At 74.5% G+C, this 13,013-nt stretch carries 14 protein-coding genes and 6 pseudogenes; 10 read left to right on the top strand and 10 right to left on the bottom strand.

Annotation, left to right across the window (positions count from 1 at the left end):
• The 8 genes and pseudogenes from DMP15_RS30230 to DMP15_RS30535 all read left to right on the top strand — a co-directional run.
• A partial coding sequence (locus DMP15_RS30230; protein ID WP_337827026.1) for an oligopeptide/dipeptide ABC transporter ATP-binding protein occupies nt 1–280 on the top strand: 280 nt, incomplete at its 5' end.
• Nucleotides 281–364: 84 nt separating this feature from the next.
• Nucleotides 365–946: pseudogene (locus DMP15_RS30225) on the top strand (CoA transferase); the annotation flags it as partial.
• Nucleotides 850–1,095, top strand: a complete 246-nt coding sequence (locus DMP15_RS30540; RefSeq protein ID WP_443217730.1) for a CoA transferase — start codon at nt 850–852, stop codon at nt 1,093–1,095. The pseudogene DMP15_RS30225 and the gene DMP15_RS30540, both read left to right, overlap by 97 nt.
• 20 nt (nt 1,096–1,115) lie before the next feature.
• Nucleotides 1,116–1,703, top strand: coding sequence for a CoA transferase (locus DMP15_RS30215; protein WP_337827025.1), 588 nt, complete (start codon nt 1,116–1,118; stop codon nt 1,701–1,703).
• Nucleotides 1,704–2,015: 312 nt separating this feature from the next.
• Nucleotides 2,016–2,231, top strand: a pseudogene (locus DMP15_RS30210) (acyl-CoA dehydrogenase family protein); the annotation flags it as partial.
• A gap of 79 nt (nt 2,232–2,310) precedes the next feature.
• The gene (locus DMP15_RS30205; protein WP_337827024.1) at nt 2,311–3,792 is read left to right on the top strand and encodes an acyl-CoA dehydrogenase family protein; all 1,482 of its coding nucleotides are present in this window, start codon (nt 2,311–2,313) and stop codon (nt 3,790–3,792) included.
• On the top strand, nt 3,789–3,950 hold the full coding sequence (locus DMP15_RS30200) for a hypothetical protein (RefSeq protein WP_337827023.1): 162 nt from the start codon (nt 3,789–3,791) through the stop codon (nt 3,948–3,950). The genes DMP15_RS30205 and DMP15_RS30200 overlap by 4 nt, the downstream gene beginning before the upstream one ends.
• Nucleotides 3,917–4,987: an enoyl-CoA hydratase/isomerase family protein gene (locus DMP15_RS30535; RefSeq protein WP_443217729.1), complete on the top strand. Its 1,071-nt coding sequence runs from the start codon at nt 3,917–3,919 to the stop codon at nt 4,985–4,987. The genes DMP15_RS30200 and DMP15_RS30535 overlap by 34 nt, the downstream gene beginning before the upstream one ends.
• 1,238 nt (nt 4,988–6,225) lie before the next feature.
• Here DMP15_RS30535 and DMP15_RS30195 read toward each other — a convergent pair.
• The 3 genes and pseudogenes from DMP15_RS30195 to DMP15_RS30190 all read right to left on the bottom strand — a co-directional run bounded on the left by DMP15_RS30195 (nt 6,226) and on the right by DMP15_RS30190 (nt 7,774).
• Nucleotides 6,226–6,780, bottom strand: coding sequence for an enoyl-CoA hydratase/isomerase family protein (locus DMP15_RS30195; RefSeq protein WP_337827022.1), 555 nt, complete (start codon nt 6,778–6,780; stop codon nt 6,226–6,228).
• 125 nt (nt 6,781–6,905) lie between these two features.
• Nucleotides 6,906–7,046, bottom strand: a pseudogene (locus DMP15_RS30530) (enoyl-CoA hydratase-related protein); the annotation flags it as partial.
• A 44-nt stretch (nt 7,047–7,090) separates the two neighbouring features.
• Entirely contained in the window at nt 7,091–7,774 is a 684-nt protein-coding gene (locus DMP15_RS30190; RefSeq protein WP_337827021.1) for an acyl-CoA dehydrogenase family protein, read from the bottom strand.
• Between the two features lie 87 nt (nt 7,775–7,861).
• Between DMP15_RS30190 and DMP15_RS30185 the strand changes: the two genes are divergently transcribed.
• On the top strand, nt 7,862–7,999 hold the full coding sequence (locus DMP15_RS30185; RefSeq protein WP_337827020.1) for a hypothetical protein: 138 nt from the start codon (nt 7,862–7,864) through the stop codon (nt 7,997–7,999).
• Between the two features lie 230 nt (nt 8,000–8,229).
• Here the strand turns inward: DMP15_RS30185 and DMP15_RS30180 are convergent, their stop codons facing one another.
• The 5 genes and pseudogenes from DMP15_RS30180 to DMP15_RS30520 form a co-directional block, all read right to left on the bottom strand.
• The gene (locus tag DMP15_RS30180) at nt 8,230–9,174 is read right to left on the bottom strand and encodes an acyl-CoA dehydrogenase family protein (RefSeq protein ID WP_337827027.1); all 945 of its coding nucleotides are present in this window, start codon (nt 9,172–9,174) and stop codon (nt 8,230–8,232) included.
• 396 nt (nt 9,175–9,570) lie between these two features.
• Nucleotides 9,571–10,539, bottom strand: a pseudogene (locus DMP15_RS30175) (CaiB/BaiF CoA transferase family protein); the annotation flags it as partial.
• Nucleotides 10,425–10,706: a CoA transferase gene (locus tag DMP15_RS30525; protein WP_443217728.1), complete on the bottom strand. Its 282-nt coding sequence runs from the start codon at nt 10,704–10,706 to the stop codon at nt 10,425–10,427. The gene DMP15_RS30525 and the pseudogene DMP15_RS30175, both read right to left, overlap by 115 nt.
• 54 nt (nt 10,707–10,760) lie before the next feature.
• Nucleotides 10,761–11,210: an ABC transporter ATP-binding protein gene (locus DMP15_RS30170; protein ID WP_337827019.1), complete on the bottom strand. Its 450-nt coding sequence runs from the start codon at nt 11,208–11,210 to the stop codon at nt 10,761–10,763.
• A 388-nt stretch (nt 11,211–11,598) separates the two neighbouring features.
• Nucleotides 11,599–12,075 (bottom strand): annotated as a pseudogene (locus DMP15_RS30520) (oligopeptide/dipeptide ABC transporter ATP-binding protein); the annotation flags it as partial.
• Here DMP15_RS30520 and DMP15_RS30165 point away from each other — a divergent pair.
• A complete protein-coding gene (locus tag DMP15_RS30165; protein WP_337827018.1) occupies nt 12,022–12,237 on the top strand; it encodes a hypothetical protein in 216 nt (71 codons plus the stop codon). The pseudogene DMP15_RS30520 and the gene DMP15_RS30165 overlap by 54 nt on opposite strands.
• Before the next feature lie 30 nt (nt 12,238–12,267).
• On the opposite strand, the pseudogene DMP15_RS30515 reads toward DMP15_RS30165, so the two are convergent.
• Both DMP15_RS30515 and DMP15_RS30160 read right to left on the bottom strand, forming a co-directional pair.
• A pseudogene (locus DMP15_RS30515) lies at nt 12,268–12,780 on the bottom strand (ATP-binding cassette domain-containing protein); the annotation flags it as partial.
• The coding region (locus DMP15_RS30160; protein WP_337827017.1) for an ABC transporter permease subunit at nt 12,777–13,013 on the bottom strand (237 nt) is incomplete at its 5' end. The gene DMP15_RS30160 and the pseudogene DMP15_RS30515, both read right to left, overlap by 4 nt.

Below are 13,013 nucleotides of genomic sequence, written 5' to 3'. Positions count from 1 at the left end.
ACCGACCGCGTCTACGACTCCCCCGCCCCACCCCTACACACAGGCGCTGCTCTCAGCGATCCCGGCCTCGCATCCGTGCGACGCCGGCACCGGGAAACGGATGCTGCTCACCGGGGACCTGCCCGACCCCGCGAACCCGCCCGAAGGATGCGCGTTCGTGACCCGCTGCCCGTTCGCGATGGACGTGTGCCGGGAGGTGGCGCCGGCCGTGACGCCGGTCGAGGGCGGCGGCGACGTGGCCTGTCACCTGCAGACCACCGGCCCGGCGCTGGCCGGGTAGACCGCTCGGGGCGGGCGGGGTGGCGGGGTGGACGCGGCGCCGAGGGTGGCGCCGTGACCGGCTCCCTGGACGGGATCACCCGTCGTCGAGTTCGGGCAGTTCGTGTCCGTCCCGTTCTGCGCGCAGCTGATGGCCGACGCCGGCGCCCGCGTGATCAAGGTCGAGCCGCCGGGCGGGGACTCCTACCGCCGCGCGCTCGAACTCGCGCCGCGGGAGAGCCGCCAGTTCGCGATCAAGAACCGGGGCAAGGAGTCGGTCGCCCTGGACCTCGCCCACCCCGGCGCGGCCGACGTGGTCGACCGGCTGGCCGCGGCCGCGGACGTCGTCCTGGTGAACATGAGCCCGGCCGCGGTCGCCCGTCGCGGCCTGGACTTCGCGACCCTCTCGGCGCGGCACCCGCGGCTGGTGCACGGCTTGGTCACCGGATACGGCACGGTCGGGCCCGACGCCGGGCTGCCCGGCATGGACGTGGTGATGCAGGCGCACTCCGGGCTGGTCGCCGCGCTCGGCGCGGAGGCCGACGGGTCCCGCGGCACAGCGAGGTGCAGGTCGCGGACTACGCGTCGTCGCTGCTGCTGCTCGCCGGGGTGTCGATGGCGCTGCTGGCCCGTGACCGCACCGGGCGCGGCCAGCAGGTCGACGTCTCGCTGCTCGGTGCGGCGCTGACCATGCAGAACAACCAGTTCTCGCACGTCGAGTCCGTCGACGGGTGGCGGGCCGGCTTCGTCGCCGACGAGCTGCCCGCGCTGCGCCGCGGCGGTGCGGGCCGGACCGGATCGACGCCGCCCGTGCCGCGCACCAGAGCGACCGGCTGACCCTGACCGCGCACTACCGCGTGTTCGGCACGGCGGACGGCGCGATCTCGGTCGGTGCCGGGAGCCCGCCCACCCAGGAGCGCCTGGCCACGATCGCGGGGCTGCCGGTCGCACTGCTGGGCACCGACCCGGACACCGTCCGCATCCGGCTGACGGCGCTGTTCGCCACCCGCACCAGCGCCGAGTGGATCGCCGAGCTGCGGGCGGCGGCGATCCCGTGCGGCGAGGTCCGCGCGCTCGACGAGGTCCTCTCCGATCCGCACGTGGAGGCCGAGGGCCTGGTCGCCGACGTCGAGCACCCGGCGATCGGCCGCTACCGGGGCCTGGGCAGCCCGATCCGCTTCGGCGACACCCCGTCCGACCCCACCCGGCCGTCCCCGGCGTTCGCCGCCCCACACCACCGCCGTGCTCGACGAGCTCGGCTTCACCCCCGGCGAGGTCGAGGGCCTGCTGCGCTCCGGCGCCGCGGTGGCCGCGCCCCTTTCCGATGCCTCAGCCGACACCGCAGGCGACACCGCAGCTTCGAGGAGGAGCACCGCATGATCTTCGCGCCGACCGTGCTGACCGAGACCGAGGAACGCCTACGGCTCGAGGTGCGGGAGTCCTAGCGGCCGAGCTGCCGCCGGACTTCCGGCCCGGGCTGGGTCTGGGTGGCGGCCACGACCCGGAGTTCTCCCGCAGGCTGGCCGCGCGTGGCTGGGTCGGGATGGCCATCCCGCGCGAGTACGGCGGGCAGGGCGCGACGCCGGTGGAGCGGTTCGTCGTGGTGGAGGAGCTTGCTGGCCGCGGGTGCGCCGATCGTCGCGCACTGGGTGGCCGAGCGGCAGACCGCGCCGACGCTGCTCGCGTTCGGCACCGAGGAGCAGCGCCGCTGGTTCCTGCCGCGGATCGCGGCCGGCGAGTGCTGGTTCTCCCTCGGGATGAGCGAGCCCGACGCCGGCTCCGACCTCGCCTCGGTGCGCACGGCCGCGACGAAGGTCGACGGCGGGTGGGTCCTGAACGGCACGAAGATCTGGACCAGTGCCGCGCACCTGAACCACTTCTTCGTGGTGCTGTGCCGCACGTCGCCGTCCGACGACCGGCACCGGGCGCTGTCCCAGCTGATCGTGGACCTGCACGCGCCCGGGCTGAAGGTGTCCCCGATCCACTACCTCGACGGCGGACACCACTTCAACGAGGTCGTGTTCACCGACGTGTTCGTGCCCGACGACCGGGGTGCTGGGCGACGTCGGCTCCGGCTGGCACCAGGTGACCTCGGAGCTGGCCTACGAGCGCTCCGGCCCGGACCGCTACCTGTCCGCGTTCGGGCTGCTCGCCGCCTTCGTCCGAGAGGAGCGCCAGCGGAACGAGCATCAGCACCGGGAGTTCGGGGTCACGTTCGACGACACGGCGCGGGCCGCGGTCGGGCGGGCGTCGGCGAAGCTCTGGACGATCCGGCAGCTCTCGCTGGCGGTGGCCCGGTCGTTGGAGCGGGGTGCGGCGCCCGCGGTGGAGGCGGCGCTGGTCAAGGACATCGGGACGCTCTACGAGCAGGAGGTGGTGGAGGTGCTGCGGCACGTCGCCGGTCAGGAGATCGACCCCGGGGGGCCCGGGCTGTTCGAGCGGCTGCTCGCCGAGGCGGTGCAGACCGCGCCGTCGTTCACGTTGCCGCGGCGGCACCACCGAGGTGCTGCGCAGTATCGCGGCCAAGGGCCTGACCGGGGCCGGCCGATGAGCGCCCCGAGCGACGCGGACCTGGTCGCCGAGGCCGTCGGTGAGGTGTTGCGGGCACGATGCCCCCAGGACGTCGTCGCCGCGGCCGAGCGCACCGGGTGGGCCCCGGAGCTGTGGGCGGCCGTCGCGGCCGGCGGGTTCCCGTGGGTCTCGGTCCCCGAGGACGCGGCCGGGGGCGTCGCGGTCGGCGGCTCGGTGGCCGAGGCGTGCGCGGTGCTGGAGCAGGTCGGGCGCTACGCCGCGCCGTTGCCGGTGGCCGAGACCGGGCTGCTCGGCGGGTGGCTGCTCGCGGCGGCCGGGTTCGAGATCCCGTCCGGGCCGGTCACCACGGCGGCGACGGCCGGCTGGTCCGGCACGTCGTCCGCGGACACCGGCGAGGAAGGCCGGAGGCCGGCATCGGTGTCGCTGCGGCAGGAGAACGGCGATTGGGTCGCCGCGGGCAGCGTCGCGCGGGTGCCGTGGGCACGGGAGGCGGCCCGGATCGTGCTGCTCGCCGACTCCCCGGACGGGCTGCAGGTCGTCGCGCTCGACCCGGGCGCGGCGCGGATCACGCCGGGCACCAACCTCGCCGCGGAGCCGCGCGACACCGTGCACCTCGACGACGTGCCGGTCGGCGGGGCCGGAGGCGGGGAGGTCGCGCCGGCGCCGGACGGTGTCAGCCACGACGCGCTGCTGCTGCGCGGCGCGCTGTCCCGGGCGGCGCTGATCGCCGGCGCCGCCGGGCGAATCCTCGACATCACCGTCACCTACACCGGGCAGCGCCAGCAGTTCGGACGTCCGGTCGCTCGGTTCCAGGCGGTCGCGGCGCACCTGGTGCGCCTGGCCGAGCAGACCGAGACGGTCCGGATGGCGGCCCGCGTCGCGGCGGCCAACACCCGCGCCGAGCCGCCATTTCTCGACATCGCGGCGGCCGCGACGGTGGCCGGCGAGTCGGCCGGGCTGATCGCCGCCGCGCGCACCAGGCGACCGGCGCGATGGGCATGACCCGCGAGTACGAGCTCGGTCAGCTCACCCGGCGGCTGTGGTCCTGGCGCGAGGAGTACGGAGGCGAGCGGGTGTGGAGCACCCGGCTCGGGGCCGCCCTCACCGAGGGCGGAGCCGGGGCACTGTGGCCGGCGATCGCCCGCGGGGCCGCCGCGTGAGGACCGGCGGCCACACAAGGACGGAGCACGGGCTCGACGTCGTCGTGGACGGCCGAGTCGCGACCGTCACCCTGGACCGCCCGGAGCGGCTCAACGCCCTGTCCACCGGACTGCAGGGCGACCTGGTCCGCGCCTTCGACGGCTTCGACGCCGACGACGACGTGTGGGCCGTCGTGCTCACCGGCGCCGGGGACCGGGCGTTCTCCGCGGGCGTCGACCTCAAGGAGGTCCGGGAGGCCGACACCGGGCCGGGCCCGGGGCTGCGGCCGATGGCCGGGTTCTCCCGCAACGTGTTCGAGACGGTGCTCGAGTGCGGCAAGCCGACGGTCGCCCGCTCAACGGGTGGGCGATGGGCGGCGGCTGCGAGCTCGCGGCTGGCCTGCGACGTCCGCCTCGCCGCCGAGCACGCCCGGATCGGGCTGCCGGAGGCCAAGCGCGGGATGGGCGCGAACTTCGGAGTGCACCTGCTGTCCCGGATCGTGCCGCGCGGGATCGCCTACGAGCTGCTCTACACCGGCGACGACCTCTCGGCCGCCCGACGCGCACCGCTGGGGCCTGGTGAACCGGGTCGTCTCCGGTGCAGCGCTGGCGGCCGAAGCGGACGCGTTGGCCCGGCGGATCGCCGGGAACGCGCCGCTGACCGTGCAGCGTTACAAGGCCGCCGATCGGGCGGGGCGGGGAGCTGCCGCTGTCCTCGGCGCTGCGCCTGTCCGTCGGCCCGGACCCCTACACCAGCCGGGACCGCGTCGAGGGGGTGGCCGCGTTCGTGGAGAAGCGGGGCGCCCGTCTGGGAGGGGACGCTGACCCCCGTGCGCGGATATCGCTGTTCTGGCAGCGATATCCGCGCACGGGTCAGTGGATGGGCTGATCCAGGGCGCGGTGGATCGGTTCGCCGGCCAGAAGATGCCCGGCTGGACCCCCGACGGCGGCCTACGGTGTCGCGTTCGTCCCGACGGACGAGGCCGTCCCGTGGTCGTTCCCGGTGGTCAACGTCGGCTGGCTGCACCGCCTGCCGGCTTTGGTGCTCCGGATCGTGAACGCATGCCCGGACGGGACCTGCCCGGGTTCATGACCGCCGCGTCGACGTCGCAGCAGCACGCCGCCCGCGGGAGTTGCTGGAGCTCGGCGGTGATCGCCTTGTGCAGGGACTGGTGACGAGTTGACAGTGCGTAGCGGGGCGAATTGCGGTCGGGGTAGGTCCAGAGCGGGCTGTGGCGATGCCCGGGAGGCTCCCATTCGTAACGTGGATGTACGTGTGCATGAAGATGTTCGAATGAGTTTCCGAGGGATCTTCTGGTTGATTCTTCGAAATCCACTGTCGAGCCGCTGGTACGCGTGTAGCTGGTCCCCGACCCCGACGGCCCGACTACCGCGCGCTACTGCCGGGCCTGCCCGCCGGCCGGGCCGATCACCGACCTGACCTGCGCGCGCTACGGCGACGGCCCCTTGCTCGTGGGGGACCTCGCTGCCGACCCCGCCGGGGCCGACGACGTACTGTCCGCGGCCGCGCAGCAGTGGCTCGTCGTGGCAGGATGCGCCCCGTTGCGGCACCTCGGTCAACCCCGATCTATATACGCACAGCCGGGGCACACCGGCCCGTCGAGGCGCCACCCTGCCACGACGAGCCACTGCTGCGCGGCCGCGGACAGTACGTCGTCGGCCCCGGCGGGGTCGGCAGCGAGGTCCCCCACGAGCAAGGGGCCGTCGCCGTAGCGCGCGCAGGTCAGGTCGGTGATCGGCCCGGCCGGCGGGCAGGCCCGGCAGTAGCGCGCGGTAGTCGGGCCGTCGGGGTCGGGGACCAGCTACACGCGTACCAGCGGCTCGACAGTGGATTTCGAAGAATCAACCAGAAGATCCCTCGGAAACTCATTCGAACATCTTCATGCACACGTACATCCACGTTACGAATGGGAGCCTCCCGGGCATCGCCACAGCCCGCTCTGGACCTACCCCGACCGCAATTCGCCCCGCTACGCACTGTCAACTCGTCACCAGTCCCTGCACAAGGCGATCACCGCCGAGCTCCAGCAACTCCCGCGGGCGGCGTGCTGCTGCGACGTCGACGCGGCGGTCATGAACCCGGGCAGGTCCCGTCCGGGCATGCGTTCACGATCCGGAGCACCAAAGCCGGCAGGCGGTGCAGCCAGCCGACGTTGACCACCGGGAACGACCACGGGACGGCCTCGTCCGTCGGGACGAACGCGACACCGTAGGCCGCCGTCGGGGGTCCAGCCGGGCATCTTCTGGCCGGCGAACCGATCCACCGCGCCCTGGATCAGCCCATCCACTGACCCGTGCGCGGATATCGCTGCCAGAACAGCGATATCCGCGCACGGGGGTCAGCGTCCCTCCCAGACGGGCGCCCGCTTCTCCACGAACGCGGCCACCCCCTCGACCGCGGTCCCGGCTGGTGTAGGGGTCCGGGCCGACGGACAGGCGCAGCGCCGAGGACAGCGGCAGCTCCCCGCCCCGCCCCGATCGCGGCCTTGTAACGCTGCACGGTCAGCGGCGCGTTCCCGGCGATCCGCCGGGCCAACGCGTCCGCTTCGGCCGCCAGCGCTGCACCGGAGACGACCCGGTTCACCAGGCCCCAGCGGTGCGCGTCGGCGGCCGAGAGGTCGTCGCCGGTGTAGAGCAGCTCGTAGGCGATCCCGCGCGGCACGATCCGGGACAGCAGGTGCACTCCGAAGTTCGCGCCCATCCCGCGCTTGGCCTCCGGCAGCCCGATCCGGGCGTGCTCGGCGGCGAGGCGGACGTCGCAGGCCAGCGCGAGCTCGCAGCCGCCGCCCATCGCCCACCCGTTGAGCGCGGCGACCGTCGGCTTGCGCACTCGAGCACCGTCTCGAACACGTTGCGGGAGAACCCGGCCATCGGCCGCAGCCCCGGGCCCGGCCCGGTGTCGGCCTCCCGGACCTCCTTGAGGTCGACGCCCGCGGAGAACGCCCGGTCCCCGGCGCCGGTGAGCACGACGGCCCACACGTCGTCGTCGGCGTCGAAGCCGTCGAAGGCGCGGACCAGGTCGCCCTGCAGTCCGGTGGACAGGGCGTTGAGCCGCTCCGGGCGGTCCAGGGTGACGGTCGCGACTCGGCCGTCCACGACGACGTCGAGCCCGTGCTCCGTCCTTGTGTGGCCGCCGGTCCTCACGCGGCGGCCCCGCGGGCGATCGCCGGCCACAGTGCCCCGGCTCCGCCCTCGGTGAGGGCGGCCCCGAGCCGGGTGCTCCACACCCGCTCGCCTCCGTACTCCTCGCGCCAGGACCACAGCCGCCGGGTGAGCTGACCGAGCTCGTACTCGCGGGTCATGCCCATCGCGCCGGTCGCCTGGTGCGCGGCGGCGGCGATCAGCCCGGCCGACTCGCCGGCCACCGTCGCGGCCGCCGCGATGTCGAGAAATGGCGGCTCGGCGCGGGTGTTGGCCGCCGCGACGCGGGCCGCCATCCGGACCGTCTCGGTCTGCTCGGCCAGGCGCACCAGGTGCGCCGCGACCGCCTGGAACCGAGCGACCGGACGTCCGAACTGCTGGCGCTGCCCGGTGTAGGTGACGGTGATGTCGAGGATTCGCCCGGCGGCGCCGGCGATCAGCGCCGCCCGGGACAGCGCGCCGCGCAGCAGCAGCGCGTCGTGGCTGACACCGTCCGGCGCCGGCGCGACCTCCCCGCCTCCGGCCCCGCCGACCGGCACGTCGTCGAGGTGCACGGTGTCGCGCGGCTCCGCGGCGAGGTTGGTGCCCGGCGTGATCCGCGCCGCGCCCGGGTCGAGCGCGACGACCTGCAGCCCGTCCGGGAGTCGGCGAGCAGCACGATCCGGGCCGCCTCCCGTGCCCACGGCACCCGCGCGACGCTGCCCGCGGCGACCCAATCGCCGTTCTCCTGCCGCAGCGACACCGATGCCGGCCTCCGGCCTTCCTCGCCGGTGTCCGCGGACGACGTGCCGGACCAGCCGGCCGTCGCCGCCGTGGTGACCGGCCCGGACGGGATCTCGAACCCGGCCGCCGCGAGCAGCCACCCGCCGAGCAGCCCGGTCTCGGCCACCGGCAACGGCGCGGCGTAGCGCCCGACCTGCTCCAGCACCGCGCACGCCTCGGCCACCGAGCCGCCGACCGCGACGCCCCCGGCCGCGTCCTCGGGGACCGAGACCCACGGGAACCCGCCGGCCGCGACGGCCGCCCACAGCTCCGGGGCCCACCCGGTGCTCGGCCGCGGCGACGACGTCCTGGGGGCATCGTGCCCGCAACACCTCACCGACGGCCTCGGCGACCAGGTCCGCGTCGCTCGGGGCGCTCATCGGCCGGCCCCGGTCAGGCCCTTGGCCGCGATACTGCGCAGCACCTCGGTGGTGCCGCCGCGCAACGTGAACGACGGCGCGGTCTGCACCGCCTCGGCGAGCAGCCGCTCGAACAGCCCGGGCCCCCCGGGGTCGATCTCCTGACCGGCGACGTGCCGCAGCACCTCCACCACCTCCTGCTCGTAGAGCGTCCCGATGTCCTTGACCAGCGCCGCCTCCACCGCGGGCGCCGCACCCCGCTCCAACGACCGGGCCACCGCCAGCGAGAGCTGCCGGATCGTCCAGAGCTTCGCCGACGCCCGCCCGACCGCGGCCCGCGCCGTGTCGTCGAACGTGACCCCGAACTCCGGTGCTGATGCTCGTTCCGCTGGCGCTCCTCTCGGACGAAGGCGGCGAGCAGCCCGAACGCGGACAGGTAGCGGTCCGGGCCGGAGCGCTCGTAGGCCAGCTCCGAGGTCACCTGGTGCCAGCCGGAGCCGACGTCGCCCAGCACCCGGTCGTCGGGCACGAACACGTCGGTGAAACACGACCTCGTTGAAGTGGTGTCCGCCGTCGAGGTAGTGGATCGGGGACACCTTCAGCCCGGGCGCGTGCAGGTCCACGATCAGCTGGGACAGCCCGCCGTGCCGGTCGTCGGACGGCGACGTGCGGCACAGCACCACGAAGAAGTGGTTCAGGTGCGCGGCACTGGTCCAGATCTTCGTGCCGTTCAGGACCCACCCGCCGTCGACCTTCGTCGCGGCCGTGCGCACCGAGGCGAGGTCGGAGCCGGCGTCGGGCTCGCTCATCCCGAGGGAGAACCAGCACTCGCCGGCCGCGATCCGCGGCAGGAACCAGCGGCGCTGCTCCTCGGTGCCGAACGCGAGCAGCGTCGGCGCGGTCTGCCGCTCGGCCACCCAGTGCGCGACGATCGGCGCACCCGCGGCCAGCAGCTCCTCCACCACGACGAACCGCTCCACCGGCGTCGCGCCCTGCCCGCCGTACTCGCGCGGATGGCCATCCCGACCCAGCCACGCGCGGCCAGCCTGCGGGGAAACTCCGGGTCGTGGCCGCCACCCAGACCCAGCCCGGGCCGGAAGTCCGGCGGCAGCTCGGCCGCTAGGAACTCCCGCACCTCGAGCCGTAGGCGTTCCTCGGTCTCGGTCAGCACGGTCGGCGCGAAGATCATGCGGTGCTCCTCCTCGAAGCTGCGGTTGTCGCCTGCGGTGTCGGCTGAGGCATCGGAAAGGGGCGCGGCCACCGCGGCGCCGGAGCGCAGCAGGCCCTCGACCTCGCCGGGGGTGAAGCCGAGCTCGTCGAGCACGGCGGTGGTGTGGGCGGCGAAACGCCGGGGACGGCCGGGTGGGGTCGGACGGGGTGTCGCCGAAGCGGATCGGGCTGCCCAGGCCCCGGTAGCGGCCGATCGCCGGGTGCTCGACGTCGGCGACCAGGCCCTCGGCCTCCACGTGCGGATCGGAGAGGACCTCGTCGAGCGCGCGGACCTCGCCGCACGGGATCGCCGCCGCCCGCAGCTCGGCGATCCACTCGGCGCTGGTGCGGGTGGCGAACAGCGCCGTCAGCCGGATGCGGACGGTGTCCGGGTCGGTGCCCAGCAGTGCGACCGGCAGCCCCGCGATCGTGGCCAGGCGCTCCTGGGTGGGCGGGCTCCCGGCACCGACCGAGATCGCGCCGTCCGCCGTGCCGAACACGCGGTAGTGCGCGGTCAGGGTCAGCCGGTCGCTCTGGTGCGCGGCACGGGCGGCGTCGATCCGGTCCCGGCCCGCACCGCCGCGGCGCAGCGCGGGCAGCTCGTCGGCGACGAAGCCGGCCCGCCACCCGTCGACGGACTCGACGTGCGAGAACTGGTTGTTCTGCATGGTCAGCGCCGCACCGAGCAGCGAGACGTCGACCTGCTGGCCGCGCCCGGTGCGGTCACGGGCCAGCAGCGCCATCGACACCCCGGCGAGCAGCAGCAGCGACGACGCGTAGTCCGCGACCTGCACCTCGCTGTGCCGCGGGACCCCGTCGGCCTCCGCGCCGAGCGCGGCGACCAGCCCGGAGTGCGCCTGCATCACCACGTCCATGCCGGGCAGCCCGGCGTCGGGCCCGACCGTGCCGTATCCGGTGACCAAGCCGTGCACCAGCCGCGGGTGCCGCGCCGAGAGGGTCGCGAAGTCCAGGCCGCGACGGGCGACCGCGGCCGGGCTCATGTTCACCAGGACGACGTCCGCGGCCGCGGCCAGCCGGTCGACCACGTCGGCCGCGCCGGGGTGGGCGAGGTCCAGGGCGACCGACTCCTTGCCCCGGTTCTTGATCGCGAACTGGCGGGCTCTCCGCGGGCGCGAGTTCGAGCGCGCGGCGGTAGGAGTCCCCGCCCGGCGGCTCGACCTTGATCACGCGGGGCGCCGGCGTCGGCCATCAGCTGCGCGCAGAACGGGACGGACACGAACTGCCCGAACTCGACGACGGTGATCCCGTCCAGGGAGCCGGTCACGGCGCCACCCTCGGCGCCGCGTCCACCCCGCCCACCCCGCCCGCCCCGAGCGGTCTACCGGCCAGCGCCGGGCCGGTGGTCTGCAGGTGACAGGCCACGTCGCCGCCGCCCTCGACCGGCGTCACGGCCGGCGCCACCTCCCGGCACACGTCCATTCGCGAACGGGCAGCGGGTCACGAACGCGCATCCTTCGGGCGGGTTCGCGGGGTCGGGCAGGTCCCCGGTGAGCAGCATCCGTTTCCCGGTGCCGGCGTCGCACGGATGCGAGGCCGGGATCGCTGAGAGCAGCGCCTGTGTGTAGGGGTGGGCGGGGGAGTCGTAGACGCGGTCGGTCGGGCCGCTCTCCACGACGTGCCCGAGGTACATCACCGCCACCTCGTGCGCGATGTGGCGCACCACGGCCAGGTCGTGCGCGATGAACAGGTAGGACAGCCCGAACCGGCCGCGCAGGTCCTCCAGCAGGTTGATCACCTGGTTCTGGGTGGAGACGTCGAGCGCGGACACCGCCTCGTCGCAGACGACCAGGCTCGGGTTGAGCGCGACGGCGCGGGCGATCGCGACCCGCTGGCGCTGACCGCCGGAGAACTCCGCCGGGTAGCGGTCGGCGTGGCTCGCGGGAAGCCCGACGACGTCCGAGCAGCTCGGCGACCCGGGCCCGCGCGTCGCGGGGTGTGAGGCGTTCCTGCTCGCGCAGCGGTTCGGCGATGCTCTCGCCGATCACCGAGCTCGGTCCAGCGAGGAGTACGGGTCCTGGAAGACCATCTGCATCGTGCGGCGCATCTCCCGCAGCGCCCGCCCGCGCAGCGCGGTGACGTCGGTGCCGTCGACGCGTACCCGCCCGCCCGCGGATCGGGACCAGCCGCAGGACGGCGCGCCCGAGTGTCGACTTGCCCGAGCCGGACTCGCCGACCAGGCCCAGGGTGCGGCCGCGCCCGACCCGCAGGTCGACCCCGTCGACGGCGTGCAACACCCGGCCGCGCCCGCGCAGGCCGGGCGAGCCGAACGTGACGCGCAGGTCCTCGACCTCCAGCAGGTCATTGGGGTGTCCCACCGCCGTCGAGTCGCTCATCGGGCACCTCGCAGGGTCAGCTCGTCGTGGCGCAGGCAGCGCGAGAGATGGTCGGGACGGGTGGTGAGAAGCGACGGCGGTTCCTCGCACGCAGGCAGGGCATACTCGCAGCGGGGCGCGAAACCGGCAGCCCGGAGGCATCGCCCACGGCTCCGGGGTCCGGCCCGGGATCGACGGGAGCCGGTGCCCGCGCGAGCCGAGCTGGGGCATCGCGGCCAGCAGCCCCTCGGTGTAGGGGTGGCGGGGGTGATCGAACAGCTCGCCGACCTGCGCCTGCTCCACGACCTGCCCGGCGTACATCACCACGACCCGCTCGCACACCTCGGCGACCACGCCGAGGTCGTGGGTCACCAGCAGGACGCTCATCCCGAGCTCGGCCTGCATGCTCGCCAACAGCTCGAGGACCTGCGCCTGGATCGTCACGTCCAGGGCGGTGGTCGGCTCGTCGGCGATCAGCAGTGACGGCTCGCAGCTGACCCGCCATCTCGCGATCATCGCGCGTTGCCGCATGCCGCCGGAGAACTCGTGCGGGTAGTCGTCGGCGCGGCGCCGGGCGTGCGGGATGCCGACCAGGTCGAGCACCTCGACCGCCCGGTCCCGGGCCGCCCGCCGGGAGCCGCCGCGGTGCAGGCGCACCGTCTCCGCGATCTGGTCGCCGATCCTGAACGCCGGGTTCAGGCTGGTCATCGGCTCCTGGAAGACCATGGCGACCTCGTTGCCGCGCACCGAGCGCAGCTCCCGCTCGGAGAGCCCGAGCAGGTCCCGCCCGCCGAGCGTCACCGATCCGGACGCGACCCGTCCGACGCCGCGGGGCAGCAGGCCCAGCACCGAAAGCCCGGTGACGGTCTTGCCGGAGCCGGACTCGCCGACCAGGCCGACGATCTCGTGCTCGCCGACAGAGAACGTCGTCCCGGCCACGACGGTGGACCAGCCGTGGTCGGTGGCGAACTCGACGCGGAGGTCGGACACGCCGAGCAGGGTGGAGGTGGTGGCGGGTGCACTCATGGGGCGGCCTTCCGGATCCGGCGGCCCAGGGCGTCGCGCAGCCCATCGCCGATGAGGTTGAACGACAGGGTGGCCACCGCGATCGCGACGCCGGGCCAGAACACGAGCAGCGGGGTGGAGCGGATCTCCTTGAACCCGCTGCCGAGCATCACGCCCCAGCTCGCGGTGGGCGGTACGACGCCGAGCCCGAGCAGGCTCAGCGCCGCCTCGGCGAGCAGCGCGGCGGCCAGCAT

This window comes from Pseudonocardia sp. UM4_GMWB1 (assembly GCF_017312155.1).
GTDB lineage: Bacteria > Actinomycetota > Actinomycetes > Mycobacteriales > Pseudonocardiaceae > Pseudonocardia > Pseudonocardia alni.
The sequence above is the reverse complement of the archived record's forward strand: the minus strand, read 5'-3'. Positions and strand labels throughout refer to the sequence as shown.

Excerpts from the sequence above, each read along its gene's own strand:
- DMP15_RS30200 (WP_337827023.1), top strand. The coding sequence starts at position 3,789 with ATGACCCGCGAGTACGAGCTCGGTCAGCTCACCCGGCGGCTGTGGTCC.